At 54.5% G+C, this 23,581-nt stretch carries 26 protein-coding genes; 12 read left to right on the top strand and 14 right to left on the bottom strand.

Features of this window, described 5'->3' with window-relative positions:
• Positions 1-58 precede the first annotated feature (58 nt).
• The 5 genes from OCV64_RS12985 (at position 59) to sigG (ending at position 3,620) form a co-directional block, all read left to right on the top strand.
• Positions 59-1,273 (top strand): MFS transporter, encoded by a 1,215-nt coding sequence (locus OCV64_RS12985; protein WP_147571882.1) that lies wholly within the window; start codon positions 59-61, stop codon positions 1,271-1,273.
• A 95-nt stretch (positions 1,274-1,368) separates the two neighbouring features.
• On the top strand, positions 1,369-1,620 hold the full coding sequence (locus OCV64_RS12980; RefSeq protein ID WP_262670266.1) for an IreB family regulatory phosphoprotein: 252 nt from the start codon (positions 1,369-1,371) through the stop codon (positions 1,618-1,620).
• Positions 1,621-1,681: 61 nt separating this feature from the next.
• Positions 1,682-2,254, top strand: a complete 573-nt coding sequence (locus OCV64_RS12975) for a DUF3795 domain-containing protein (protein ID WP_147571880.1) — start codon at positions 1,682-1,684, stop codon at positions 2,252-2,254.
• Positions 2,251-2,715: a DUF523 domain-containing protein gene (locus OCV64_RS12970; protein ID WP_147571879.1), complete on the top strand. Its 465-nt coding sequence runs from the start codon at positions 2,251-2,253 to the stop codon at positions 2,713-2,715. The genes OCV64_RS12975 and OCV64_RS12970 overlap by 4 nt, the downstream gene beginning before the upstream one ends.
• A 134-nt stretch (positions 2,716-2,849) precedes the next feature.
• Positions 2,850-3,620 (top strand): RNA polymerase sporulation sigma factor SigG, encoded by a 771-nt coding sequence (gene sigG, locus OCV64_RS12965; RefSeq protein WP_147571878.1) that lies wholly within the window; start codon positions 2,850-2,852, stop codon positions 3,618-3,620.
• Between the two features lie 61 nt (positions 3,621-3,681).
• Here sigG and OCV64_RS12960 read toward each other — a convergent pair whose 3' ends face one another.
• From OCV64_RS12960 to dinB, 4 genes are all read right to left on the bottom strand, one after another.
• Entirely contained in the window at positions 3,682-5,142 is a 1,461-nt protein-coding gene (locus OCV64_RS12960; RefSeq protein WP_147571877.1) for a carbon starvation CstA family protein, read from the bottom strand.
• Positions 5,143-5,360: 218 nt separating this feature from the next.
• Positions 5,361-6,101, bottom strand: a complete 741-nt coding sequence (locus OCV64_RS12955; protein WP_394803844.1) for a ZIP family metal transporter — start codon at positions 6,099-6,101, stop codon at positions 5,361-5,363.
• Positions 6,102-6,288: 187 nt separating this feature from the next.
• Positions 6,289-7,320, bottom strand: coding sequence for an inorganic phosphate transporter (locus tag OCV64_RS12950; RefSeq protein ID WP_262670264.1), 1,032 nt, complete (start codon positions 7,318-7,320; stop codon positions 6,289-6,291).
• A 28-nt stretch (positions 7,321-7,348) separates the two neighbouring features.
• Positions 7,349-8,602 carry a DNA polymerase IV gene (gene dinB / locus OCV64_RS12945; protein ID WP_262670263.1) on the bottom strand — a complete coding sequence of 418 codons (1,254 nt, stop codon included), beginning with the start codon at positions 8,600-8,602 and terminating at the stop codon, positions 7,349-7,351.
• A 132-nt stretch (positions 8,603-8,734) separates the two neighbouring features.
• Here dinB and OCV64_RS12940 point away from each other — a divergent pair, with 132 nt between their 5' ends.
• Entirely contained in the window at positions 8,735-9,625 is an 891-nt protein-coding gene (locus OCV64_RS12940; RefSeq protein WP_262670262.1) for an SPL family radical SAM protein, read from the top strand.
• 77 nt (positions 9,626-9,702) lie between these two features.
• Positions 9,703-10,362, top strand: coding sequence for a helix-turn-helix domain-containing protein (locus OCV64_RS12935; RefSeq protein ID WP_240287611.1), 660 nt, complete (start codon positions 9,703-9,705; stop codon positions 10,360-10,362).
• On the opposite strand, the gene OCV64_RS12930 is transcribed toward OCV64_RS12935, so the two are convergent.
• The 4 genes from OCV64_RS12930 to OCV64_RS12915 all read right to left on the bottom strand — a co-directional run bounded on the left by OCV64_RS12930 (position 10,359) and on the right by OCV64_RS12915 (position 14,570).
• Positions 10,359-11,519, bottom strand: a complete 1,161-nt coding sequence (locus OCV64_RS12930) for a YibE/F family protein (RefSeq protein WP_240287613.1) — start codon at positions 11,517-11,519, stop codon at positions 10,359-10,361. The genes OCV64_RS12935 and OCV64_RS12930 overlap by 4 nt on opposite strands.
• Positions 11,520-11,731: 212 nt before the next feature.
• The gene (locus OCV64_RS12925) at positions 11,732-13,300 is read right to left on the bottom strand and encodes an alkaline phosphatase (protein ID WP_240287615.1); all 1,569 of its coding nucleotides are present in this window, start codon (positions 13,298-13,300) and stop codon (positions 11,732-11,734) included.
• A 210-nt stretch (positions 13,301-13,510) separates the two neighbouring features.
• Positions 13,511-13,987: a pyridoxamine 5'-phosphate oxidase family protein gene (locus OCV64_RS12920; RefSeq protein WP_262670261.1), complete on the bottom strand. Its 477-nt coding sequence runs from the start codon at positions 13,985-13,987 to the stop codon at positions 13,511-13,513.
• A gap of 16 nt (positions 13,988-14,003) precedes the next feature.
• On the bottom strand, positions 14,004-14,570 hold the full coding sequence (locus OCV64_RS12915; RefSeq protein WP_186852607.1) for a DUF4364 family protein: 567 nt from the start codon (positions 14,568-14,570) through the stop codon (positions 14,004-14,006).
• Between the two features lie 164 nt (positions 14,571-14,734).
• Here OCV64_RS12915 and OCV64_RS12910 point away from each other — a divergent pair, with 164 nt between their 5' ends.
• The gene (locus tag OCV64_RS12910) at positions 14,735-15,583 is read left to right on the top strand and encodes a hypothetical protein (protein WP_186852606.1); all 849 of its coding nucleotides are present in this window, start codon (positions 14,735-14,737) and stop codon (positions 15,581-15,583) included.
• 74 nt (positions 15,584-15,657) lie between these two features.
• Here the strand turns inward: OCV64_RS12910 and cls are convergent, their stop codons facing one another.
• Both cls and OCV64_RS12900 read right to left on the bottom strand, forming a co-directional pair.
• Complete coding sequence (gene cls, locus OCV64_RS12905) at positions 15,658-17,184, bottom strand: cardiolipin synthase (RefSeq protein ID WP_240287619.1); 1,527 nt, start codon at positions 17,182-17,184, stop codon at positions 15,658-15,660.
• Between the two features lie 31 nt (positions 17,185-17,215).
• Complete coding sequence (locus OCV64_RS12900; protein ID WP_147571825.1) at positions 17,216-17,674, bottom strand: metallophosphoesterase family protein; 459 nt, start codon at positions 17,672-17,674, stop codon at positions 17,216-17,218.
• 63 nt (positions 17,675-17,737) lie between these two features.
• Here OCV64_RS12900 and OCV64_RS12895 point away from each other — a divergent pair, with 63 nt between their 5' ends.
• Genes OCV64_RS12895 through OCV64_RS12885 form a run of 3 tightly spaced genes read left to right on the top strand, consistent with a single transcriptional unit; the run spans position 17,738 to position 18,862 of the window.
• The gene (locus OCV64_RS12895; RefSeq protein WP_240287623.1) at positions 17,738-18,019 is read left to right on the top strand and encodes a hypothetical protein; all 282 of its coding nucleotides are present in this window, start codon (positions 17,738-17,740) and stop codon (positions 18,017-18,019) included.
• 35 nt (positions 18,020-18,054) lie between these two features.
• Positions 18,055-18,474: a hypothetical protein gene (locus OCV64_RS12890; RefSeq protein WP_240287625.1), complete on the top strand. Its 420-nt coding sequence runs from the start codon at positions 18,055-18,057 to the stop codon at positions 18,472-18,474.
• Positions 18,467-18,862: a hypothetical protein gene (locus tag OCV64_RS12885; protein WP_147571823.1), complete on the top strand. Its 396-nt coding sequence runs from the start codon at positions 18,467-18,469 to the stop codon at positions 18,860-18,862. The genes OCV64_RS12890 and OCV64_RS12885 overlap by 8 nt, the downstream gene beginning before the upstream one ends.
• A gap of 37 nt (positions 18,863-18,899) precedes the next feature.
• Here OCV64_RS12885 and OCV64_RS12880 read toward each other — a convergent pair whose 3' ends face one another.
• The 4 genes from OCV64_RS12880 to trpS form a co-directional block, all read right to left on the bottom strand.
• Positions 18,900-19,661 carry a hypothetical protein gene (locus OCV64_RS12880; protein WP_262670260.1) on the bottom strand — a complete coding sequence of 254 codons (762 nt, stop codon included), beginning with the start codon at positions 19,659-19,661 and terminating at the stop codon, positions 18,900-18,902.
• A 54-nt stretch (positions 19,662-19,715) separates the two neighbouring features.
• Complete coding sequence (gene wecB, locus OCV64_RS12875) at positions 19,716-20,864, bottom strand: non-hydrolyzing UDP-N-acetylglucosamine 2-epimerase (protein WP_147571821.1); 1,149 nt, start codon at positions 20,862-20,864, stop codon at positions 19,716-19,718.
• Positions 20,861-21,997: an MraY family glycosyltransferase gene (locus OCV64_RS12870; protein ID WP_147571820.1), complete on the bottom strand. Its 1,137-nt coding sequence runs from the start codon at positions 21,995-21,997 to the stop codon at positions 20,861-20,863. The genes wecB and OCV64_RS12870 overlap by 4 nt, the downstream gene beginning before the upstream one ends.
• A gap of 81 nt (positions 21,998-22,078) precedes the next feature.
• Positions 22,079-23,077, bottom strand: coding sequence for a tryptophan--tRNA ligase (gene trpS / locus OCV64_RS12865; RefSeq protein ID WP_147571819.1), 999 nt, complete (start codon positions 23,075-23,077; stop codon positions 22,079-22,081).
• A 234-nt stretch (positions 23,078-23,311) separates the two neighbouring features.
• On the opposite strand from trpS, the gene OCV64_RS12860 reads away from it, so the two are divergent.
• Positions 23,312-23,572 (top strand): GIY-YIG nuclease family protein, encoded by a 261-nt coding sequence (locus tag OCV64_RS12860; RefSeq protein WP_147571818.1) that lies wholly within the window; start codon positions 23,312-23,314, stop codon positions 23,570-23,572.
• The last annotated feature ends 9 nt before the right edge of the window (positions 23,573-23,581 follow it).

Raw genomic sequence — 23,581 nt, 5'->3', positions numbered from 1 at the left:
AGGATACGGACAGCAGACCGGATGACAGGCGGTGGACTGAATAGAGGGAGTGGGAGAGATGGAACCATCGAAAAAGCGGGCGGTCCGGCTGTTTACCCTGGTGATTGCCCTTACCGCTTTGGCCAATGGCCTGGGAAGCAGTATTTTTTCCAATTATTTTAATGAGGTCTATCATATCGATTCGATTCAGCGCGGATTCATTGAGATCCCCAGGGAGAGCCCCGGGGTACTGTGCATGGCACTGGTGGCGGCGCTGGGATCTCTGGGCAGCCTGTGGATGTCGGTAGTGGCGCAGCTGCTGCTGTTGACCGGTTTGGTTGTCATGGGTCTGTTTAGCCCCAGCTATGGGGTGATGCTGGTTTTCCTGTTTATCCATTCCTTGGGAATGCACCTGTTCATGCCTTTGAATGACGCCATCTCCATGGATCTGGCGGAAAAGGGGAAAGTGGGGACAGCCTTTGGAAAGTTCAAAGGAGTCAACACATTCTTTTCCATGGCGGCGGCGCTGATGGTCTTTTTAGGATTCCGGTTCGGCGTGTTCCACTTTGGGGAGGGCTTTATCCTGCCCTTTGCCATTGGGGCGGCGGCCACAGCGGCAGCGGTAGTATTGCTGGCCCGGATGGCAGTTAGCATACCCCGGCAGAGCGGCCATGTGAAAAGTCATAAACTTTTATTCCGGCGTGCCTATATGCCCTATTACATGGTTACTTTGGCCTACGGCTGCCAGAAGCGAATCAAAATTGTCTTTGCGCCATGGGTCATCATCAACCTGCTGGGTCAGGGGGCGGATACGGTCGCCCTGCTAACCATTGTGGTCCACTTTGTGGGGACCTGGTTTGCTCCACTGATTGGCCGCCTGCTGGACCGGATGGGGGTGCGCAGGATGCTCTGGCTGGAGGCCGGGTATATTGTCCTGTCATTCACTGCTATGGGCCTGCTGGCGGGGCAACTGGCTGGTGGAGCTTTCTCTTCCGGCGGCTGGCAGACCTGGCTGGTGTTCGCAGCCTATATCCTCTGTGTCCTGTTTGAGCAGTTCAATATGGTCCATTCTTTCATGATGCGTTCCATGGCATTGGACCCGGGGGAGGTGACCCAGACACTGTCTGTGGGACTCAGTGTAGACCATGTGATGGCCATTGTCGCCTCGCCCATCATGGGGCTGATCTGGGAGGGCTGGGGAGTCCAGTACGTCTTTTATCTGGCGGCGCTGTCCGCCATCCTGCAGCTGGCTGCAGCCGGTATGGTGGGAAAAACAGAGCTGTCTAGGGTATAAATATTTCATTTTTATTAAATTTGCCTTGTGCCCCTTTACAGGAGCGACTTTTTAGAGTAGACTATTATTAGGTTTTTAGACAGGAGGTGCCCAGAATGGAAGAATTGGATTTTACCAGAAAATTTAGTCTGGGGGACCAGCGGGACCTGGAGATCAAGGCCATCTTGGCCTCTGTCTATCAGGCGCTGCAGGAGAAGGGGTATAACCCCATTAACCAGATTGTGGGCTATATTTTGTCTGAGGACCCCACCTATATTACCAACCACAACAATGCCAGAGCTTTAATCCGCAAAGTGGACCGGGATGAGCTGCTCCAGACCTTGGTCAAATATTATCTGACACACTGATGACCGCACAGCGGCCCGCCGACTGGCGGGCCGCTTTTTTGATAGAAAAGGAGGGGGCATGATGAAGGACTTTTATAGAACCTATCCTCAAGTAGCGTTATGTGGCCTGAACTGCCTGCTCTGCCCTATGAACATCGGAGGCTGGTGTCCCGGATGTGGCGGGGGAGAGGGAAATCAGAGCTGTCCCCGTGCCCGGTGTGCCCGGGAGCGAAATATCGGTGATTTCTGTTACCGCTGTGAACAATACCCCTGTGAACTCTATGAGGGGATGGGGGACTATGATTCTTTTGTGCCCACACGGCGCAGGAGCGCGGACCTGGACAGAGTCCGTGAACTGGGGCCGGAAACCTATGTGCGGGAGCTGGAGGAGAAGCGGGCTATTTTGGAACTGCTAGTAGGGGAATGGAACGACGGACGGAAGAAAAGCTTTTACACCACAGCGGTCTACCTGTTGGAGCTGGATGACCTGCGCCATGCTGTCCAGCAAGTGACTTCCCTTTCCACAAAAGAGATGTCTGAAAAGGAGCGTGCGGCCTGTATGACACAGGCCCTTCAGAAAATCGCAGAGCAGCAGGGGTTAGTACTGAAGCTGAATAAAAAACAAAAGAGAAGAAGTAGAGGGAAGCATTTATGAATATTTTGGTGAGCTACTGTTTTTTAGGGGAACCCTGTCGGTATGACGGCTGCAGCCGTCTGGACCGCCAAGTCATCGAACTGCACAAAGCGGGACATACGCTGGTCCCGGTGTGTCCTGAGGTGCTAGGAGGTCTGGACACTCCCAGGGCGCCGGCCGAGGTGCAGGCGGATGGTAGGGTCATCACCGAAGATGGAGAGGATGTCACCGACGCATATCGGGCGGGGGCAGAGGCGGCCCTTAAAATCGCAAGAGAGCATAGCTGCACGGTGGCGGTGCTCAAAGCCAGATCTCCGTCCTGTGGCTGCGGCGAAATCTATGACGGCAGCTTTACCCACACCATCAAGGCCGGATGGGGCGTCACGGCCCGTCTGTTGGCAGAGGCGGGCCTTCGGGTCATGGACGAGGAAAATTTGGAGAGTTGGCTATATGATCCGACGGCGTGGCCATCTGAGATGTAACTGTATCGTACATCAGAGCAAAATCCATCGAAAAGGGTCAGACGATAAAAAATTTAAGGGCCATTGACCCCGTATGAAACCCTCCGCCCCGGAGATACTGGAAACACAGTATCACTGGGGCGGGAGGTTTTTATATGCAGCACAAGGTGGAAATTTGCGGTGTTAATACATCAAAGTTAAAGGTGCTGAAAAACGAGGAGACCCGTGCGCTGCTGTTGAGAGCGAAGGAGGGAGACCAGCAGGCCAGAGAGGAACTGATATCGGGGAATTTACGCTTGGTCCTGTCTGTGATACAGCGATTTTCCAACCGGGGCGAGAATGCTGATGACCTATTTCAGGTGGGCTGCATTGGGCTGATGAAGGCTATCGATAACTTCAACACGGACCTGGATGTTAAGTTTTCCACCTATGGAGTGCCCATGATCATCGGAGAGATTCGCCGCTACTTGCGGGACAACAGCACTATGCGGGTATCCAGAGCGATGCGGGATACGGCCTACAAGGTGTTGCAGGCCAAGGAGGCCTATATCGCTCAACACCAGAAAGAGCCCACAGTGGAGGAGATCGCCAACATCCTGGACATCAAACGGGAGGAGGTGGTCTTTGCGCTGGACGCGATTTTAGAGCCTGTGTCTCTCTATGAGCCAGTGTACTCCGACAGTGGGGATACCATATGTGTGATGGACCAGGTCAGGGACAGCAAAAATACAGATGAGATGTGGTTGGAGCGCATCGCACTGAAGGAAGCGGTGTCGCACCTGTCTGAACGGGAGAAAAAGATTTTGTCTATGCGTTTTTTTCAGGGCAAGACTCAGATGGAGGTGTCCGCTGAAATCGGAATCTCGCAGGCGCAGGTATCTAGGCTGGAAAAGAATGCATTAAGGCAGATACGGAAAGAGATGTAAAGAGGCCGCCTGACAGATCCTGTCAGGCGGCCTCTTAAAAACAGTTGTGGAGAAAATACGTTTAGACAGTGGCGGGGTTGAGTACGTCGTTTTTACGCATGACCCATTCACGCCAAATAAAGATACCCAGGAACAGGGCGGCTACCAGGATGCCCAGCGGGTAGGCCAGGGTGGTGGACATATTCAGACATTCAGGAGCCTGGACAAAGTAGGTCACAGAGACAGCGGACATAAAGGTAGCGGGTAAAGCAGCCATGAAACAGGCTACAGGGGGGAAGCCGTTGCGATGCAGATAGACGGCGCCAGCCCACAGGACCATCATAGCCAGGGTCTGATTGGACCAAGAGAAGTACTTCCAGAGAGTGGCGAAGTCACCCCACTGGGTGATCAGGGCTCCTATGCCCAGCACAGGGACGGACAGGAGCAGACGGTTCTTCCAATTGCCCTGATCGATTTTGAACCAATCGGCGATGGTCAACCGGGCGGAGCGGAAAGCGGTGTCGCCGGAAGTGATGGGACAGGCGATGACACCCAGCAGGGCCAAGACACCACCGACAGGGCCCATCATAGAGGAACAGATGTTCTCAACGACAACGGACTGACCACCAGCCAGCGCCTCGTTCAGAGCAGCCACATTGCCATAGAAGGTGACACCGGCAGCAGCCCAGACCAGAGCGATAGCGCCCTCAGCGACCATGGCGCCGTAAAATACCTTCCGCCCCTCTTTTTCAGAGGTCATGCAGCGGGCGACCATGGGGGACTGGGTAGCGTGGAAGCCGGAGATAGCGCCGCAGGCCACAGTGACAAACATCTGGGCCCAGATAGGAGTGTTGGTGGGGTGCCCCATCCCTTCCACGCCGATATACTGCCACATTTCAGGCATCGCGGCGCGGTAAGAGGGGTCGATCAGCATTACACCCATGAGGCCAAGGGCCATGATGATGAGGCAGGCCCCGAAGATGGGGTACAACTTGCCAATGACCTTGTCAATGGGCAGGAAGGTGGCGATAAAGTAGTAAATCAGCACGACAGCCAGCCAGAAGTTGGCATCCAGTGTTTCAGGAGTCAGAATAGCCAAAAGCTGGGCGGGGTTCTTGGAGAAGTTGACGCCGACCAGGATCAGCAGGACTACCGAGAAGACACGCATGACCTGCAGCATGAATTTGCCTAAGTAGATGCCCACGATTTCAGAGATGGAGGCGCCGTCGTGGCGCTCGCTCATCATGCCGGACAGGAAGTCGTGGACACCGCCGCCCAGGATAGTACCAAAGACGATCCACAAATAGACACGGGGCCCCCAGCAAGCGCCGGCCAGGGCACCAAAAATAGGGCCAAGACCTGCGATGTTCAAAAGCTGGATCAGGAACAGACGCCAAGTTTTCATTGGGGTGTAGTCCACGCCGTCCGGATGGGCGACCGCCGGGGTCTGCCGGTCATCCACACGGAACACCCGCTCAATGAGACGGCTGTACAGTGCGAATCCCACCACAAGGACTACGAGGGAGATCAGGAACGTGATCATAAATTTCTCCTCCTCTTAATTTGCTTTTCCATGACGAAAGACATGAAAAAGGCCTTTATTTTCCACTAAAGGTCTGGGAAGCAAAGGAAACTTTGAGCTATCCCTTAAAAGGCGGCTTCATTATATCACGCTTCTTGAGAAAATCAACCCCCAAATCAAAATTTTTACTAAAATTTTGTAAACGAGGATTTTGTGAAAAAAGTGGGTCAACAGCGGACTTAGCCAAGAGCCACATCCAGGATCATCATAATGAGAAACCCTGCCATGACGCCTAGAGTGCCGGTATGTCCCCCTTCGGTGAGATTAGCTTCTGGGATGAGCTCCTCCACCACGACATAGAGCATGGCGCCGGCGGCAAAGGAGAGCAGCCACGGGAGCAGAGGCTGGATCGCCCCGGCAGCCAGTACAGTGAGCAGGGCAAAGATAGGCTCCACCACGCCGGAGGCCGCCCCGATGAGAAAAGCCTTTCTACGGCCCATTCCCTCCTGATGCAGGGGCAGGGAGATAGCGGCCCCTTCCGGAAAATTTTGGATGCCAATTCCCATGGCGAGGGCGGTAGCAGCGGGTAGGAGGGAGGGATCTCCACTGTGGGCAGCCAAGGCAAAGGAGATGCCGACCGCCATCCCCTCCGGGATGTTGTGCAGTGTTACGGCCAGTACCAGGAGGGCGGTGCGGCGGCGGGAGGTTTCGCCCTCTTTGCAGTGGAAGGATTCCGGTGTGAAGCGGGGGAGCAGATAGTCCATGGACAAAAGGAAAACGATGCCGAGGACAGATCCACCAGCGGCGGGCAGCCAACCGGGCATTCCCATGGCCTCCGCCTCCTCAATGGCTGGGATGAGCAGGGACCACATGCTGGCGGCGATCATCACGCCAGCGGCAAATCCAAGTAGGACGCGCTGAAGAGAGCGAGAGGACTGCTTGCGGAACAGAAAGACCATAGCGGCGCCGGAAGCGGTCATCAGGGCAGTGAACCCAGTTCCGCCGGCAGCCCATAAAAGTGCTTGTGTCACGATGTAATTTCCCTTTCTGAAAACGGCGGCGCGATGTCCGGAGCCGGTCCGCGCCTGTGCGGGTGCTTCCAGAATAGGCTATGCGCCGGATCAGAGAGGGGTGAGCCGGGTGACTGATATTCACCCGGCGCTCTATTCAAAAGACCGCCAGAAACACCTTGGCCATCCAGTAGCCGATGGCCATACAGCCGGGAAAGGTAAGGGCCCAGGCGAGAGCGATTTTGCCGGCAACGGACCAGTCCACAACACCGCCCCCCGCTGCTCCCACACCGAGCAGAGCGGCTGTGCGGGTATGGGTAGTTGAGACGGGAAGGCCCAGCAGAGTGGCGGTCATGAGGCAGAAAATATTGCCCAAATCGGCAGACAGCCCTTCTCGCGGGCCAATCGACACCATTTCACGCCCGACTGTTTCGATGATGCGCCTGCCCCCCATAAGGGTACCGGCGGCCATAAAGCCAGCACACAAAATCATAAGCCAGATAGGGATGAGAAAGGTCTGTTCATCTCCGCGACCCTGGGCCAATGCCGTCCCCAAGAGAAATACACCGAGAAACTTTTGACCATCTTGGGCACCGTGAAGAAAGGCAGTTCCTGCGGCTCCGGGAAGCTGGGCCAAAAGAAATGTATGGTTGGAAGCCTTTACATGTTTTAAGGCACTCTGAAACAACTGTCCAGCCCAGAATCCGGCGGCAGTGGACAGAATCAGACCGAGGAGAACCTTGGCCCAACTGTCCCAGCGGATACAGGAGAAGCCACCCTCCAGAGCCACCGCGGCGCCAGAGATACCAGCAATCAAGGCGTGGCTCTCACTGGTAGGAATGCCAAGTAGCCAGGCAGCCGCGGCCCAGAGCACGATGGCGGCCATGGCGGCACACAAAGCGGTAAGAGCCGCGCGGGAGCCGCCGCCAAAGTTGGCGATAGAATAGACGGTCTCCGCCACAGAAGTAGAGACAGCGGTGACACAAAGCACTCCCAGAAAGTTGCATACAGCCGCCAGCAGGACAGCCAAAGGGAAGGGGAGTGCTCCAGTCACCACTACCCCGGCGATGGCATTGGGTGCGTCGGTCCACCCGTTGACCAGCAGTACCGCGAGGGTGAGGAGAACAATCAGTGCCAGAGCTGGATCGCCCGTCAACTGGTCGAGGAAAGCAAAAAAAGACAGGGGCATGGGTTCACCTCCATGCCCCTGTTGTATGCTACTCCTCCTCCAGATATGACCGGGAGCCTCCAGGCGGGGGCGCATGGCCGCTGCCGCCGGCGGCCTGGGTGGAGGAGGCATGGGAGATGGAAGATTTTCCGTACTTGGCCCGAATGCTATCCATTGTTTCCTCCAGCTTTTCCAGCCGCTCTCTCTTTTTGTCCTGGCCGAAGGCCAACAGATCCAGCTGGGCCGAGACCTCCTCCTCCGGGACCAGAGAGAGTGCTGTTACAGTGAGGGCTCGGACGGGATGATCCATATTCCAGCAGCTTTTGGCCAATCCCATGGCGGCTTGACTGATTTCTCGGGCCAGATTGCTGGGGGAGTCCAGCCGCTGCTGCCGGATGATATCCCGAAAGGCGGGGTCCCGTATGGCAAGTGAAATACCATTACATTTCATGTGATACCGACGAAGGCGGGCAGCCACTTGGTCCGAAAGGCGGGTGATCCCAGCCTGTATATCTTCCTGCCCCCGCAGATTGTGAGAAAAGGTGAGACCATTGCCCACTGACTTCGGCGGGACGTACTGGGCGGCGGGTGTGACGGGGGAGCGGTCCTCCCCACTGGCAAAGTCATGGAGCTGGGCGCCATTTTTACCCAGCAGAAGAAAAAGTTGCTCCCGATCAAAGCGAGCCAGGTCGCCGATGGTGTGGATATCAAAGCGATCAAAAGTCCGGGAGGCGGCCCGCCCGACATAGAGCAGGTCGGTGACCGGCAGAGGCCATACAATCTGTTTAAAATTTTCCCGGGTGATGAGCGTGGTAGCATCTGGCTTTTTGTAATCGCTGCCTAATTTGGCAAAGACCTTGTTGAAGGACACTCCCACAGAGATGGTCAGCCCAAAGTTGCCCCGCACATGCTCTCTAAGCTGGTCCGCCAGCGCCTCCGGATCCCCGCCGAAGAGATGGAGGGTGCCAGTGACATCCAGCCAGCTCTCATCGATCCCAAAGGACTCTACCAGGTCGGTGTAGTCCTGATATACCCGGTTGATCTGCCTGGATAGCTCACGGTATCGGTCATGGTGGGCGGGAAGAAGGACCAGTTCGGGGCATTTTTTTCTGGCCTGCCAGATGGTTTCAGCGGTCTTGACGCCAAAAAGCTTGGCGGGCTCATTTTTTGCCAGGATGATGCCGTGGCGGCTGTTAGGGTCTCCGCATACCGCCACCGGCAGGTGACGCAACTCCGGATGGTCCAGCAGCTCTACCGAGGCGTAAAAGCTATTTAAATCACAGTGAAAGATGACCCGTTCCACCGGACAGCGCCTCCTTTTCATTCAATAAAAAAATTATATTCCAGGCCAAGAAAAAAGTCAAACTAATGTTCGAATTTTCTTGACAGGAAAGGGGAGAGACTGGTAGGATAAGAAAAAAGGAGGGGAGAGGACATGGAATATATACCGGCTAAACATCTGCTCCATAGAAATAAAGGTACGGAGTGGTTTGGTACCGACCATACCATGAATATTTACCGTGGATGTTGTCATGGCTGCCTCTACTGTGACAGCCGAAGCAGCTGTTATCAAAATCCAGATTTTGATACCGTGAAAGCAAAGGCTGGGGCCCTCACTATTTTGCGGGATGACCTGGCCCGAAAGACGCGTCCGGCATTTATCAGTATGGGTTCCATGAGCGACCCCTATAACCCCTTCGAGGAGGAGCTGGAACTGACCCGTCATGCCCTAGAGTTGATAGACGCCTACGGATGTGGGGTGGCGGCTGCCACAAAAAGTGATTTGATCGTCCGGGATATCGACCTGTATCAGTTCATTCAGCGCCATTCCCCAGTGATTTGTAAACTGACGGTGACTACGACAGACGACGCGCTGGCAGCCAAGATCGAGCCGGGGGCTCCCTCACCCAGCCGCCGTTTGGCGGCGCTGAAGGAGCTGGCGGGAGCGGGGATCTTTTCCGGTGTCCTGCTTATGCCGGTCCTGCCCTGGCTGGAGGACAGCGTAGAAAATGTGCTGTCGGTGGCGGAGGCGGCTGCCGAGGCGGGAGCACGATTCGTCTATTCGGCCTTCGGTGTGACCATGCGGGATGGGCAGAGGGAGCATTTTCTAAACGGACTGGACCGGGCTTTTCCAGAACAGGGGCTGGGGGAGAAATACCGCCAGCGGTATGGAAACCGGTATACCTGCTCCAGTCCCAGAGCGGGGAAGTTGTGGGAACGATTTTCCAAACGCTGCGGGGAGCTGGGGCTGTTGTGTGAGATGCGCTCTATCATTTCCGCTGCCACCCGTGGATATCAGGATCGGCAGCTCACCTTTTTTGACTGATTTTTCCCCCGGTTGCCGGTTGGTTGCTGGACTTTCTCCTTCTGGTCTGCTACTATTTGACCAAGGAGGTGGGAAGAATGCCATTGGGAGAACGCCTGAAAGCACTGCGGAACCAAGTCGGTTTTTCTCAGGAGATGGTGGCGGAGCGAGTGGGCGTGAGCCGCCAAGCGGTGACCAAATGGGAGTCAGGGCAGACGATACCCACCGGTGAGAATCTGGCCGCGTTGGCGGAGCTGTACGCCATCTCACTGGACGAGCTGATGGAGGACCGCTCCGGCTGGGTAAAAGATGGGGAGGACAACCCTATCCTGCGGGAAAACAGAACTGTGATAGCTATTTCTGCCCAACTGGGCGCACTCTATGCCTGTGTCTGGACATTACAGGATATGCCGCATGGAGAGCAGCTTGGGGGCGGCTACCTTTTGCCCCTGTTCGGAAATATCGTGATGTTGGCACTGTGCTCTATGTGGATGGTGTGGAACCTGTCCTTTGAGCTGGATTTGGACCGGCGGCGGAACAATTTGAAAATTGAGTTGCGCTATATGCTGGCACAGCTCCTTTTGACCGTCTTAAGCTTCTATTTTCATCTGGGCTTGGCCGGATTCCTGCTGTCTATAGCCATTCTGCTTTTTTATCTGCGTGTGATAAATCCCCGATATATGGGGAGAAAGCTGTGGTGGAAGAAACCAAAAAGAGCGGTCTGTAAGATGAAAAAGGGCTCAAGGGATGGCTCTTAATTGAGGTCCATCCCTTGAGCTTTTTTTGTTTTACCAACCAGGAACAAGCCAGCGCACAGGGCGGTAAAGGGAGCGACTGTTACCAGACCGAAGGAGCCGATGACGGTATGGATCATCTCGGCGGCTACATACTTATAGTTCAAAATATTGGAGATTGGAGTGCCCTGGGCCATAAATACCATCAGCAGTGCCACATAGCCACCGGAGTAGGCGAACAGCAAAGTGGTGGTCATGGTCCCCATGGCCGCTCTGCCTACGTTCATCCCGGATTTGGCCGCCTCCCACCAACTAAGGTCAGGTCGTTTCTCCACGACTTCGTGGACTGCGGAGGTGATATCTACGCTCAAATCCATGATTGCTCCGGAGGCCCCGATAAAAATAGAGGCCATAAAGATTCGGGTCAGATCCAGATGCTGATAGCCGGCATAGAGCAAACTTTCCGAGTAGGACATGACCGCCCCGTGGACCTGAAATAGGTCAGTGAACAGGATGCCCATGATACAGGTGACCAGAACACCCAGAGCGGAACCGGATGAGGCGGCCCAGCATCTCCGGTCGAAACCATAGACCAGGGCGATGATAAGCAGAGTGAGGGCCAGTGTTATGGCAAGGCCGACCCAGATAGGATCCCAGCCTTTGAGATAGAGCGGGACCATCACCTTCCATATCATCAAGACAGTAAGGAGAAAGGAAAGCACAGCCCTTAGACCAGTCTTTCCCGCAAAGAGGACCAGCAGGAGGACAAATAGTCCGCCCATCAATAATTCCCAGGGCATCCGGTAGTGATCGATCATAGATACACTGAGGATCTGCTCCCCTTGGAAATTGATACGGACCAGAGCCTTATCACCGACAGAAAAGATCTTATCCTGTTCCAGAGAGCCGTTCAGGGTGTTTTTTCCCTCTACCGTCTGCCCTTTGAACTGTCCTCCTAGTACCTCAAGCTGACAGCGCTGCTCGCCGGACCGGACGAGCCCGGTATCAATAACGGTTGACTCATCGGTAGACAGTACCAGAGCCGGCTGAATATCAGATTCCTGAAAAACGATGTTATCCTCATATCCCGTAGGCAGGGCGAGCAGGACAACGGTGAGAAGAAGGCATACCCATACAGGGGCATGGTAACGAAGAAAATCAGCTTTCATCTGCTTTAACATATAGTGTTGCTCCTTGAAGAGAGAATATCACTGGGAAGTACCCGTATCTGGAGGGGGAGTGGAGGAGGAGAAGAAAAATGAAAACAAATTCGCCCGGTGAAAGGCGGATATCCGAAAGCTGCGGGGGTACCACCAAATGAAAATGCAGGGGTAAGCCCGCTCCAGTTGGATCGACTGGAGCGGGCCGTTGATATCGTGTTCTCAAGAGAGGGTTACCGAACCGCCAGCATCTGGGCCAGCTTATCGTAGATTGCAGTGTTGTCGTAGTAGCCCTTGAAGAGTTCGGCGTTGACGCCATCCGCAAATACCGCCACGGGGAGTCCGGTGTGGCTGTACGAGGTAAAGGAAATACCGGATTTGTTGTTGAGGATGTGGGTGATGGTGACGGACAATGGTTCATAGGTGCCGTAGGCCACGTATTCCTCCTGGTCGGCCATGCCGGTATCCTTCTCGTTGACAGATTTCTCATAGGCGGTCTTCAGCAGGCCCAGCTCATAGTCGGTGAGCACCAGACGATCGCCCGCCTCACCGTTGACTTTCAGGCCAAAAAGCGTTTCAATGTCCTTCAGAACAGTTTCAAAGGGAGTCTTATTCGCTTTGTAAGCGGCCACATAATCGCTGTCATACTTGGCATAGGAAATAGTTTGGCTGTTGAGCTGGCTGAGATAGGTGTCGTAATCAGTCCCGGCGAATCCAATGGACAAGCCGCCGGTCTCATGGTCTCCTGTGACCAGAATCAAAGTTTCTTCGGCGTGGTCCTTGGCGAAGTCGATGGCTACCTGTACCGCGTCGGCCAGGGCCAGGGTGTCATGAATCGAGGCGGCGGCATCGTTGGCATGGCAGGCCCAGTCGATTTTGCCCCCTTCGCACATCATGAAAAAGCCTTTGTCGTTGTCCAGTACCTGGATACCCTTTTTTACATAGTCTGCCAGGGACCACATATCGTCAGTCCTGTCCAGCTCATAGGCCATGGCGTCAGAGTCGGCCAGATGCTCATCCACGATGATAACGGGGCCGGAAGTGACCTGCTCCGCTTCCGCCTGAGTTTTTACCACAGTATAACCTGCCTCTTTGGCCAAATCATACAGGTTGTCCTTATCACCGTCTGCTCCGTCTGGCTTCAACAGGGCGCCGCCGGCAAAGTAATCAAATCCTGAGTCTATCAGCTCCAGACCGATTTCATAATAGCTGTTGCGGCTGGCCTGATGGGCATAGAAGGCGGCTGGGGTGGCGTGATTCAGATTGACAGAAGAAATGACGCCCACCTTCATACCAAGCTGCTCATGGACCTTTTCCGAAATAGTCTCATAAGAGATGGTAGCAGTTTCATCCACATTGATAGACCCAGAATAGGTCTTATGGCCGGTAGCAATGGATGTGGCTGTGGAGGCAGAATCAGGGGCGAAGGAGTTAGAGTCATAGGTCACAGCAGAGCCAGCTACGTCAAAGCCCATAAAATTCAGAGCGACAGGACCGTCCAGAATCGCGCCCTGGTTGTCATCCAGACTGGGCTCGGCCAGCAGGTAATCAGGATCGGCCATGGAGCCTAGATAGTCGGATGCGGCCTGGAACTGTGGATAGCTCATTCCATCACCAATAAACAGAAAGACATATTTCGGAGATTTTAAGGCTTCAGCAGTGGTCGACATGGGAGCGACCTGCGTGACCCCACTGGTTTGTACTGGGCTGCCTGCGGCATCCCTTGAAGATGTGCCGGAGCAGCCAGCCAAAGACAAAGCTGCCATGGCCAGCGCCAACGCGGCGGAAAAAAATCGTTTCATACTGTTTTCCTCCTGACTGTTTACACTTATTCTTGACATTGGGGACAGGTCTATTCTAAGGTCCGCCTGTTAAAACGGCTACAGCCTTTGGGTGAAAGATAGGTAAAAAGATAGCTATGAAAAAACAGCGCGCTGCCAAGAAGCAGCGCGCTGTTGCTGTATCTTACATCATAACGCTCCCTTTGAGGAAAGGGAAACGGAAAGGAGGGATCATCTTTTCTTTTTGGCCTTTCCGGAGAGATCATCCATATCTACCCGCCACACGGACGTGACAGAGAGGCTGTGCTGAATAGCGGCATTGAAAAGGCCCTCTGTCATATACTGTGGGGTGAGCTTCTGGCAGAGAGCCCGCAAGCCGTCGACCTTTTCCTGATCGTCCTCCACCAAAACTACAGTCCCGGTAACGATGGCGGACTGAAAATAGGTGGTATAGTTGTTGGGCACCTCAAAATTGGGGTCGTCCTGGGCTACAAAGGTAATACATATGCGGGGACATCGTTTCAACAGCTCCACCTTACGCCCCTCACGGGCACAATGAAAATAGAGGCTGTTACCCACACGGACAAAGGAGAGGGGAAGACAGTAGGGAGTATCCTCCCCGGTTGTCAGAGCGGCTACCCCGTGGGTGCAGCGGTCAATAACGGACAGACAAAAGTCCCGGTCCTGTGCGCGGTCTGCTCTTCTCATGATGACATTTTCTCCTTTACGAGTTTTGTGATCCATTCCGCTGGGTCAACAGTTGAATGATCTGCCGATAAAAGTCTGTGGGCTCATCCTGAAAGCACTGGGCCATGGTGTCCGCCTGTTTCCGTTCTGGGACCAGCAGCTCCAGATGGAGAAGCGGTGTGGTTTCATCATTGAAGTCAAGCTTGAGCGTACAGGTCCCGTCTTGATTCTCCGACACCTGGGAGCGGACCTGGGCTTCTCGGCGGAGAGCTTCGTTGACCTTGACCAGATTCTCGTCACAATGCATTCGGACCGAGTAGGGGAGGCTGCTCTCACAGATCTGACTGTTTCGCACCCCCTTTTCGGTGATAGAATAGCGGTCGCCTTCTTTGGACAACTGGCCGGTCTCCACCATATGTTCCACAGCCTTGGTCAGAGAAAAGTAGTCCACGCCCGCGTCGCACAGGGCCAGCTCCAGAAGCTGAAGAAAGGTAATGGGCCCGGCAGTCCGGGCCATGATATACAGAACTAAGAACTTCAGATCCAGCTCATTTTGAATAAAGCCGATGGGGGCCATGGTGTCCACTCCTTTTGCAAGAGGCATTAAGGTACACTCCATTATACCCGATTCAGAGGAAAGCCGCAAGAGTGGGATAGAAAAGAGATGGAGCCGCACAAAATACGGAGCGCCTCATAAGATGGAATGTAAGCGAAACCCAAAGGGGCGGCTTTGACCGTCCTTACCATCCAAATCTAGGAGGGAACCATATGCCAGAAAAGGTCGTGCCCGGCCCCGTCTGCGAAGACCGCAGTATCCGGGAGGCCGTGTGCATACACACGAAAAAAATCTTTGACTCCTGCAAAGACAAAGATTGTATTGAAGACATCCGCGTCTATCCTACCAGAAGTTCTCAGGCGGTCATCGACCGGGCCCAGTCGGTGAAAGCGGGGACTGCTGAACTACTGTATGCGTACATCGATGTGGAGCCCATCAATTTCAACCGGGGCTTCTATACGGTAGATGTGCGGTACTTCTACCGCATCACTGCTGACGCCTTCGTGGGAGCCGCCCGCCCGGTGGAAGTGACCGGGCTGGCCATCTTTGACAAGCGGGTTGTCCTCTTCGGAAGTGAGGGAAGCTCCAAGATATTCTCGACTGGAGTAGTAGGAGAAGGGCCAGAAATCCAAAACCTGCCTCAAACTAATCTGCCCAGCGCGGTAGTAGAGGCGGTAGACCCCATTATCCTAAACCTGAAGTTGATGGACGCCTGTAACTGCCACTGCTGCGACAATAGTTATCTGGATATCCCACCCGCTATTACCGCTGTCTTCCAAGAGGATCTGATCGTAGACGGCGATATACACAGAATGTTCGTAACACTGGGCCAGTTCTCCATCATCCGCTTGGAGCGGGATACCCAGCTTCTGATCCCAGTCTATGACTACTGCCTGCCGGAGAAGGAGTGCACCTGTGGCTGCGGCTGCGAGTGCCAGGAGGACCCCTGCGAGATGTTCCGTAAGGTTCAGTTCCCCTTCAACGAATTTTTCCCACCCAACAGCATCCAGAGCAAGGGGAATACCACCTATCAAGAGGTACGCTCCGGCTGTTGTAGCTAAAGCGGCAGGGTGCCGATAAAAAGGGCCGCCGCCACTCCAAACAGGAGGGCGGCGGCTCTTCCGCCTTTTTATTCTCACATCAGAGGAGCAAAGATACGCAGGATGCTGCGGTAGAGCTGGAGCAGGATGTTCAAATGTTTGAACCTTCGTGGAGTAATTGGCTCTGAACAGGTCAACGTCCGTTCAAAGTCCGCGCGGATATCTCGGATACAGGGCGCTTCGCACAACCAGACGCCGTCCTCAAAGTGAAGAAACAGGCTGCGATAGTCCAGATTGACGGTGCCAACGGTAGCAAAACGGTCGTCTACCACAAAGTTTTTGGCGTGGATAAAGCCGGGGGTATACTCATAAATCTCTACTCCCGCATCCAGCAGAGGGGGATAGTGGGCTCGGGTCACCTCAAAAACGTAGCGTTTGTCCGGGATATGGGGCGTGATGATTTTTACGTTTACCCCTGACTTGGCGGCGTTGCACAGGGCGGTGTTGGTCGCCACATCTACCACCAGATAGGGGGTGGTGATATAGATGTAGTTTTTGGCCTTGGAGATCATATTGAGATAGACGGCCTGTCCCACCGCCTCACGGTCCAGAGGGGTATCCGTGTAGGGCTGTACATAGCCGGTCCAGGGCCGGACAGGAGAGGCCGGGGGACGAAACCGGTCAAAATTTTCATCCCAGCCACAGCAGTAATCCCATAGGGTCAAAAACATGACGGCCATAGACCAGACCGCGTCTCCCTCCAATAGGATCGCGCTGTCCTTCCAGTGCCCGAATCGCTTACGAATGTTGATATACTCATCAGCCAGATTGAGTCCACCGGTGAAGCCAACCTTCCCATCAATTACCATCAGCTTCCGATGGTCCCGGTTGTTCAGACGGAGGGACATCACCGGCAGGAAGCGATTAAATACCCGGCACTGGATCCCCTTCTTCATTAACACCTGGTCATAGTCCCGGGGAAGGGTAAACATACAGCCCATATCATCATACATCACACGCACTTCAACGCCCTGGGCCGCTTTTCGTTCCAGGATGGCCAGGATGCTGTCCCAAAAAATACCGGGCTGTATAATGAAGTATTCCAGAAAAATATAGTGCTCCGCCTTTTCCAACTCCTCCAGCATACGCGGAAAGGCCTGGTCCCCCAGAGGGAAGTATTCTGTTTCTGTATTCGTGTAGGAGGGACAGGCGGCGTATTGCTCCATATAGTGGGCCTGGCTGGCGGCATCGCCGCCAAGAGAGATAAGGTCGTCGGACTTAAAGTCATCTTGTAGGGCAAGGGCGGATTTTTTCAAGATTCCCTGCATCCGCTTTTGCGTCCGGCGGGGGATGGTGCCTCCCCCCACCAGCAGGTAAAAGATACCGCCAAACACAGGAAAGGGCAGAATCAGGATCAGCCAGGCAATTTTGTAGCCAGGCTCCATCCTGCTGCAGATGATAGCTAAGGCGGCTAGGATGCTGATCACGATACAGCACCAATAGAAGGACTCTGTATATTCGGAGAAAACGACTACCATAATGACTAGCGTGGCAAACTGGGCCAGCAGGGCCAGACAGACAAAAACAGAGCGGTGAAACAGAATATAGAGCAGCTTTTTCACTTGACAGCCTTACCTCCTTTACGGCTAAAAATCAGTTTACAGGAAATATCTCACAGTGGAGAGTTCCATCCTTGATCTCAATAAACCCATAGCTGGAACGACTGGAACCCGGATTCATGACCCAAAGCCCGTCCTCCAGCTGATGGCACAGGGAGCGGTGGGTATGCCCAAAAAGAAGCACATCGACTTGAGCTGCTTTGGCGTCGGAAATTGCGTGGCTATATCCACTTTTTACACCCCACAGGTGGCCGTGGGAGAGAAGAAACTGTTTGCCGGCCAGAGTGATCTGGCGTTTCAGAGGCTCGGTAGTCCAGCCATCACAGTTACCGGGCACACGACAGATCGGCAGGCGCGGATAGATATCCGCCAGCATTTCAGCGTCCTGGAGCAGATCTCCCAGGTGAATGACCTGGTCTGGGAGATGTCTGTCAATGGCTGAATACATCCCGGACATGGACCGGTGGGAGTCGGAAAACACGAGAATTTTCAAATTTGTCACCTTACCATTCTAGCCGCATATACTGGAATGAAATCAAATCGGGAGTGAGAGATTGTGAATTTAAAACAGGGTCAAGACAATCTGAAAAAAGGGACTACTGCCGCTGATCTGGTGAAAAACCGTGAAGTGATCTCCAAACTGGCTAAATCCAGCGATGCCCAAAAGCTGATGTCGATTTTGAACCAGCAGGGAGGGGTGAAGGAGGCGGCCAAAGCGGCCGCTGACGGGGACCCCAGCGCCTTGATGTCTATGATGGACCGGCTGATGAGGAGCCAGGAGGGGGCGGAACTGGTAGATAGAATCGGACGCAAGGCAAAAGAGGCAGGGCTGGAATAGGAGAAACCACAGCCGGGTAGAAAGGTGGCGAGACCGTGGCCGAATTTGAGGAAAAATTGAACTCGATCCTGGGGAATGAAAAGGCCATGGGGCAGATCATGGCTCTAGCCCGGTCGTTATCAGGGGAGAACGGGCCCCAGGGGAATGGGACACAGAGCGCGGAAGAGGTCCCCGCCCAGTCTCCGGAACAGAGCGGCCCGTCCGATGGATCCTGGGACCTGTCCTCGCTGCTGGGGCAGATAGACCCGCGGATGCTCCAGATAGGGGTGCAGGTGCTGCGGGAGTATCAGAGTACCGATGATAGAAACGCGGCTCTGCTATCCGCGTTGCGCCCATTTTTACGAGAAGAACGGCGGGCCCGGCTGGACCGAGCCCAGCAGATAGCACGCATGACCCGCCTGATCCGGGTGGCCCTGACCGCTATGGGCAGGAAGGAGGAGGAGGGGAGTGTATAACCGCTACATATCAGAGGACACCCCTTATGTCCCTATCCAGGAGGCCGAGCACCCCCAAGGAGGGGGCAGATCCAACAGCGGAACAAAGGGCCATGGTCCGGCCTCCACAGGGGGCTTCAGGTTTTCCTCTCTATTTTCCGGAAAGGAGGGGCTGGGCGCTCTATTGGGCGGAAAAGAGGGGGCGGGAAGCCTCTTTTCATCTGGAGACGGCAGCGGGGGGCTATCCGGGCTATTGAAAGCCCTGAAGTTAGAAGACATCGACCCGGGGGATATCCTTCTGCTGCTTATCATCCTGTTTCTTTTGGTGGAAGGAGACGATCTGGAACTGGTGATAGCCCTGGGGCTGGTCCTGCTCATGGGACTTGGAGATCGGGAAGGTGAAGATTGAGGTATCAGGATGGGACGGCCTCCGGCCGTCCCATATTTTACCTGGTATATAATATGTCACCATTGGGCAGAGCGAAGGAGGCCTCCGCTGGACAGGGAGATATAACAGTGCCGTAGGAGGTCATCTGATAGACGAGCGCCCCCTCCTTTTCCAGCTCCGCGCAAATCAAAAGGCCGCTCTCCACGCTGACCCAGTATCTCTCCTGATAGGCAGGGTCTTCACGGGCCACTTCTACATAGACACAAGGAACTCCCTCACGAAGCTCATAGCCGGCGTGGGTGATCTCATCAGGATCTAATTCGGTCACGACCTCATAGGTCGGGATCCGCTGTGTCAAATCATAGGACAGGCTGTCCGCGGGAGTGGACTCCCAGCGGGAGGAGCCCTCATACCAGTAATAAAGAGTGCCATCCCCCACCAGATCGTGCCTGACCGCACCGGAGGGAAGCACCTGTCTGCTGTGGGACCAGCCGCCGTCTACCCAAGTCTGTACCGGAATAGAGGAGGAACCACCGTCCCAGAAGGTCGTGATGGTGAGTTCTCGGTAATAGCTGTCTTTGCGGGACAGAGTCCGAATCACGCTGCCAACAGTCTGAGGTGTGACCTCCACCGCCTGGTATTGTTCTAGACCAGTTTGAGGACCGCTGACATCGCCAGTCTGTCCGTCGCCGTTCACATTGGGCAGGACGACCGACGGAGTATTGAGGGCAAAAAGATTGCGCCCAAAACTGGTGAACATAGCAGCTACGATGAGGACGATCACAGTGATTGCGATTAAAAGACGATTTTTAGGTTCCACGTCCTCACCTCCAAGATTTTTTGGGATTAATAGAGCAGATGAGTCAAAACAGACTCAAATCAAAAATTCGTCCGGAGGCTCCTTGCGCTGGCCGAAGTGCCACTGAATAGCGTCCACAATCCGGCGGCAGGCCTGGCCATCTCCATAGGGATTGACGGCATGGGCCATCGCAGCGTAGGCATCTGGGTTTTCCAGAAGTTCCTCGGCCATCGCTGTGATGCGGCTGTAATCCACGCCGGCCAGTCTAGCCGTGCCCGCCTTAACGGCTTCAGGTCGCTCGGTCTCCCGGCGGAGGACAAGAACGGGCTTACCAAGAGCGGGAGCCTCCTCCTGAAGACCGCCGGAGTCAGTCATGACCATATAACACCGGGCCATCAGATTGTGCATCTCCTCCACATTTAGGGGGGGGATCAGGTGGGCGTTTTCAACGCCGTCTAGATGCCGATGGGCGCACTCCTGGACCACAGGGGAGAGGTGGACAGGGTAGACCAGAGATACCTCGGGATGAGTCCGGGCAATATAGGCCAGAGCAGCCATGATATCCTCCATGGGCTGACCATAGTTTTCCCTCCGATGGCAGGTAACTAATACAACTTTTCGTTTTTCATACTCCAACTGGTCAAGGAGCCTTTCTGTAAAGGAAAAATCCTTTCTCACTGTAGTTTGAAGGGCATCAATGACCGTGTTACCTGTGAGAAAAATCCCGTTCGTAATATTTTCACGGGTTAGGTTGTCCCGGTTTGACACAGTGGGGCAAAAGTGCAGATCGGCGATAGATCCCACCATTTTTCGGTTCATTTCTTCTGGAAAGGGAGACCACTTGTCATAGGTTCGAAGGCCGGCCTCCACGTGGCCTACTGGTATCTTGTGATAGAACGCGGCCAGAGCCCCCGCAAAGGTAGTGGAAGTATCCCCGTGGACCAGTACAAGGTCAGGCTTCGCCTCCTCCAGCACCTGCTCCATGCCCAGCAGGCATTTAGAGGTGATAGTGGATAAGGTCTGTCGGGGCTCCATGATATTCAAGTCGTAGTCAGGTTTTAACCGAAAAATATCCAGTACAGAGTCCAACATCTCCCGGTGTTGAGCTGTGACACAGCACAGAGCGTCTATGCCGGGGCGTTTCGATAGCTCCAGGGCCAGAGGGGCCATTTTGATGGCCTCCGGCCGGGTGCCGAAGATCGTCATAACTTTCAGGTCGCTCATTTTTCAGACTGGTCCTCCTCACCAAAGAAGTTGTCGTTGCCAGAAATCTGTGTCTTGTGATGCCTTCCTGGGTCCTGAGGCGTATGCCTCCCGTCATTGTGTGTCAGAAACAGGCCGGCAGCCAGACCGCCGGCCGCGCAAAGCGCGACCAGAAACAACATGGCTTTGAATACCCCACTGGTGGTCAGCACTACGGCGGACAGGCCTAGGATCGCACTGATGATATAGAGCACAGCGACTGCCTGCTTTTGGGAAAAGCCCATGTCGATCAGCCGATGGTGGATGTGCCCACGGTCTGGAGTCATAGGGGACTGCCCCTTGGATACCCGACGGAGGATTGCGAAACAGGTGTCAAAAATGGGCAGACCAAGCATGAGGAATGGGACCGCAAAGGAGATGATCATGTGGAACTTGAACAGCCCCTGAATGGACACAGAGGCCAGGATAAAGCCCAAAAAGGTTGACCCGGTGTCCCCCATAAAGATTTTGGCGGGATTCAGGTTATAGGGCAGGAAGCCGATGCAGGCACCGGCCAGGGCGGCCATCAGAAGGGCCACATCCGGCTCAGATACAGTCAAAGCGATGACCAGTAGAGTCATGGAGCTGATGGTGGAAACTCCGCAAGCCAGTCCGTCCAGACCGTCAATCAGATTGACGGCGTTTGTGATGCCCACAATCCACAATACAGAGATGGGGATAGACAGCCATCCCAGCTCCCAGTAAGGCTCGCTACTGAAAATATTAGGGTTGGAGAGGAACTCGATCTTATTCCCCGCCCACACGGCGACAAGGGCAGCGGCGATCTGTACCAAGAATTTAGGTTTGGCGGGGAGGGCATAGATGTCGTCAAAAATTCCTAGTATGACGATGATGACACCGCCTAAAAGCATTCCCCGCAACTGCTCCGTCAGCGGGACAAATAGGAGGACGCTGAGCATGAAGCCAAAAAAGATGGCCAGTCCACCCATACGGGGGATCGGGTGGTCATGCATCCTCCGCCCGTCCTTTGGGATATCCACCGCGCCGACACGAAAGGCCAGCGATTTCACAACAGGAGTGGCAATCAGAGATACCACCGCGGCGGTTAGCAGGGCGGCCAAAGCCATCCCCACCACAGAAAGTTGAATCGGCATATCAAATCCTCTTTTGCGTTTTTCTGACCAGCTTTGCCCTTCGGGCCAAGCCGCAGAGGCGGATGAAGTGGCAAAATAGAGTCAGCGGGCCACAAAGCCTACCTTTTTATAGACCTTACGAAGCGTCTTGTTCGCTACATAGGATGCCTTCTGGGCCCCTTCGGTGTAGACCTTCTCCAGATAAGCCTTATCCGCCAAAATGTGGGTAGCCTCCTCCCGGATGGGGCGCAGGCACTCCACGACTGCCTCGCCCACAGCGGGCTTGAATTTGCCATAGCCTAGGCCGTCAAACTCGGCCTCAATCTCCTCAAAGGTCTTACCAGTGACGGCGGAATAAATGTTCATCAGGTTGGCCACTCCTGGCTTGTGCTCCGGGTCGAAATGGACGCATCGCTCCGTGTCGCTGTCGGTGATAGCCCGCTTGAACTTTCTGGCGATGTCCTCCGGCTTCTCCATCAGGAAGACACAGCCCTCTGGGATGGACTTAGACATCTTGGAATCAGGAGTAGTCAGTCCCATAATACGGGCACCGGCCTTCGGGATATAGGGCTCCGGCATTTTGAATACATCACCGTAAATCCCGTTGAAACGCTGGACAATGTTCCGGGTCAGCTCCACGTGCTGCTTCTGATCCTCTCCAACGGGGACAAAGTCGGGCTGGTAGAGGAGAATATCGGCCGCCATGAGAGCGGGATAGGTGAACAAACCGCCGTTGATGTTGTCCTTATGCTTGGCGGATTTGTCCTTGAACTGAGTCATCCGGGACAGCTCGCCAAACATGGTGTAGCAGTTGAGTACCCAGCCCAGCTCCGCGTGGGCAGGGACATGAGACTGGATGAAGAGAGTGTTTTTTTCAGGATCCAGGCCGCAGGCGATGTACTGGGCCAGCTGCTCCAGCGTGCGGCGCCGCAGGGCGGCGGGGTCCTGCCGGACGGTGATGGTGTGCATATCTGCCATAAAATAGTAGCAGTCGAACTCCTCGGCCCGGGCGGCCCAATTTTTGATGGCACCCAGGTAGTTACCCAGGTGCAGATCTCCGCTGGGCTGGATGCCGGAGAGCATTACTTTTTTTTCGTCCATCTGGTGTTGCTCCTTTATTTTAGGGCACAGAGGATAAGCGCCCATATAATATCATTTTATTTTAACACTTTATAAAAAGAATGGCAATAAAAGATTGAACGAAGAGGGATGATTTCCTTGTAGATGTTTTATTTCTGTGATAGACTTTTTCTGGAAAGAAAAATATTGGAATCGTTTTCTTCTGATACCGGCACATCCCATTTTTTCACTATGATTCAGCAAGGGGGGAGAGGAGTGTCGTGGTTTGTTTATATCCTCCGCTGTGGAGATGGGACACTGTATACTGGGATCACCGACGACGTAGACCGCCGCCTAGCCGCTCACCGGGCGGGCAGAGGGGCCAAATATACCAGGGGGAGAGGCCCGCTAGAGCTATGCTACACAGAGGCGCAGCCAGACAAGCCTGCCGCCCTGCGCCGGGAGCTGGCGCTCAAAAAGCTTCGCCGGGAACAGAAAGAGAAATTAATCCAAACATGGCACAGGAGCGCCAGATAACTGGCGCTC

The organism is Muriventricola aceti (assembly GCF_025567565.1).
GTDB classification, from domain to species: domain Bacteria; phylum Bacillota; class Clostridia; order Oscillospirales; family Oscillospiraceae; genus Lawsonibacter; species Lawsonibacter aceti.
This window is presented reverse-complemented; position numbering and strand designations above follow the sequence as displayed.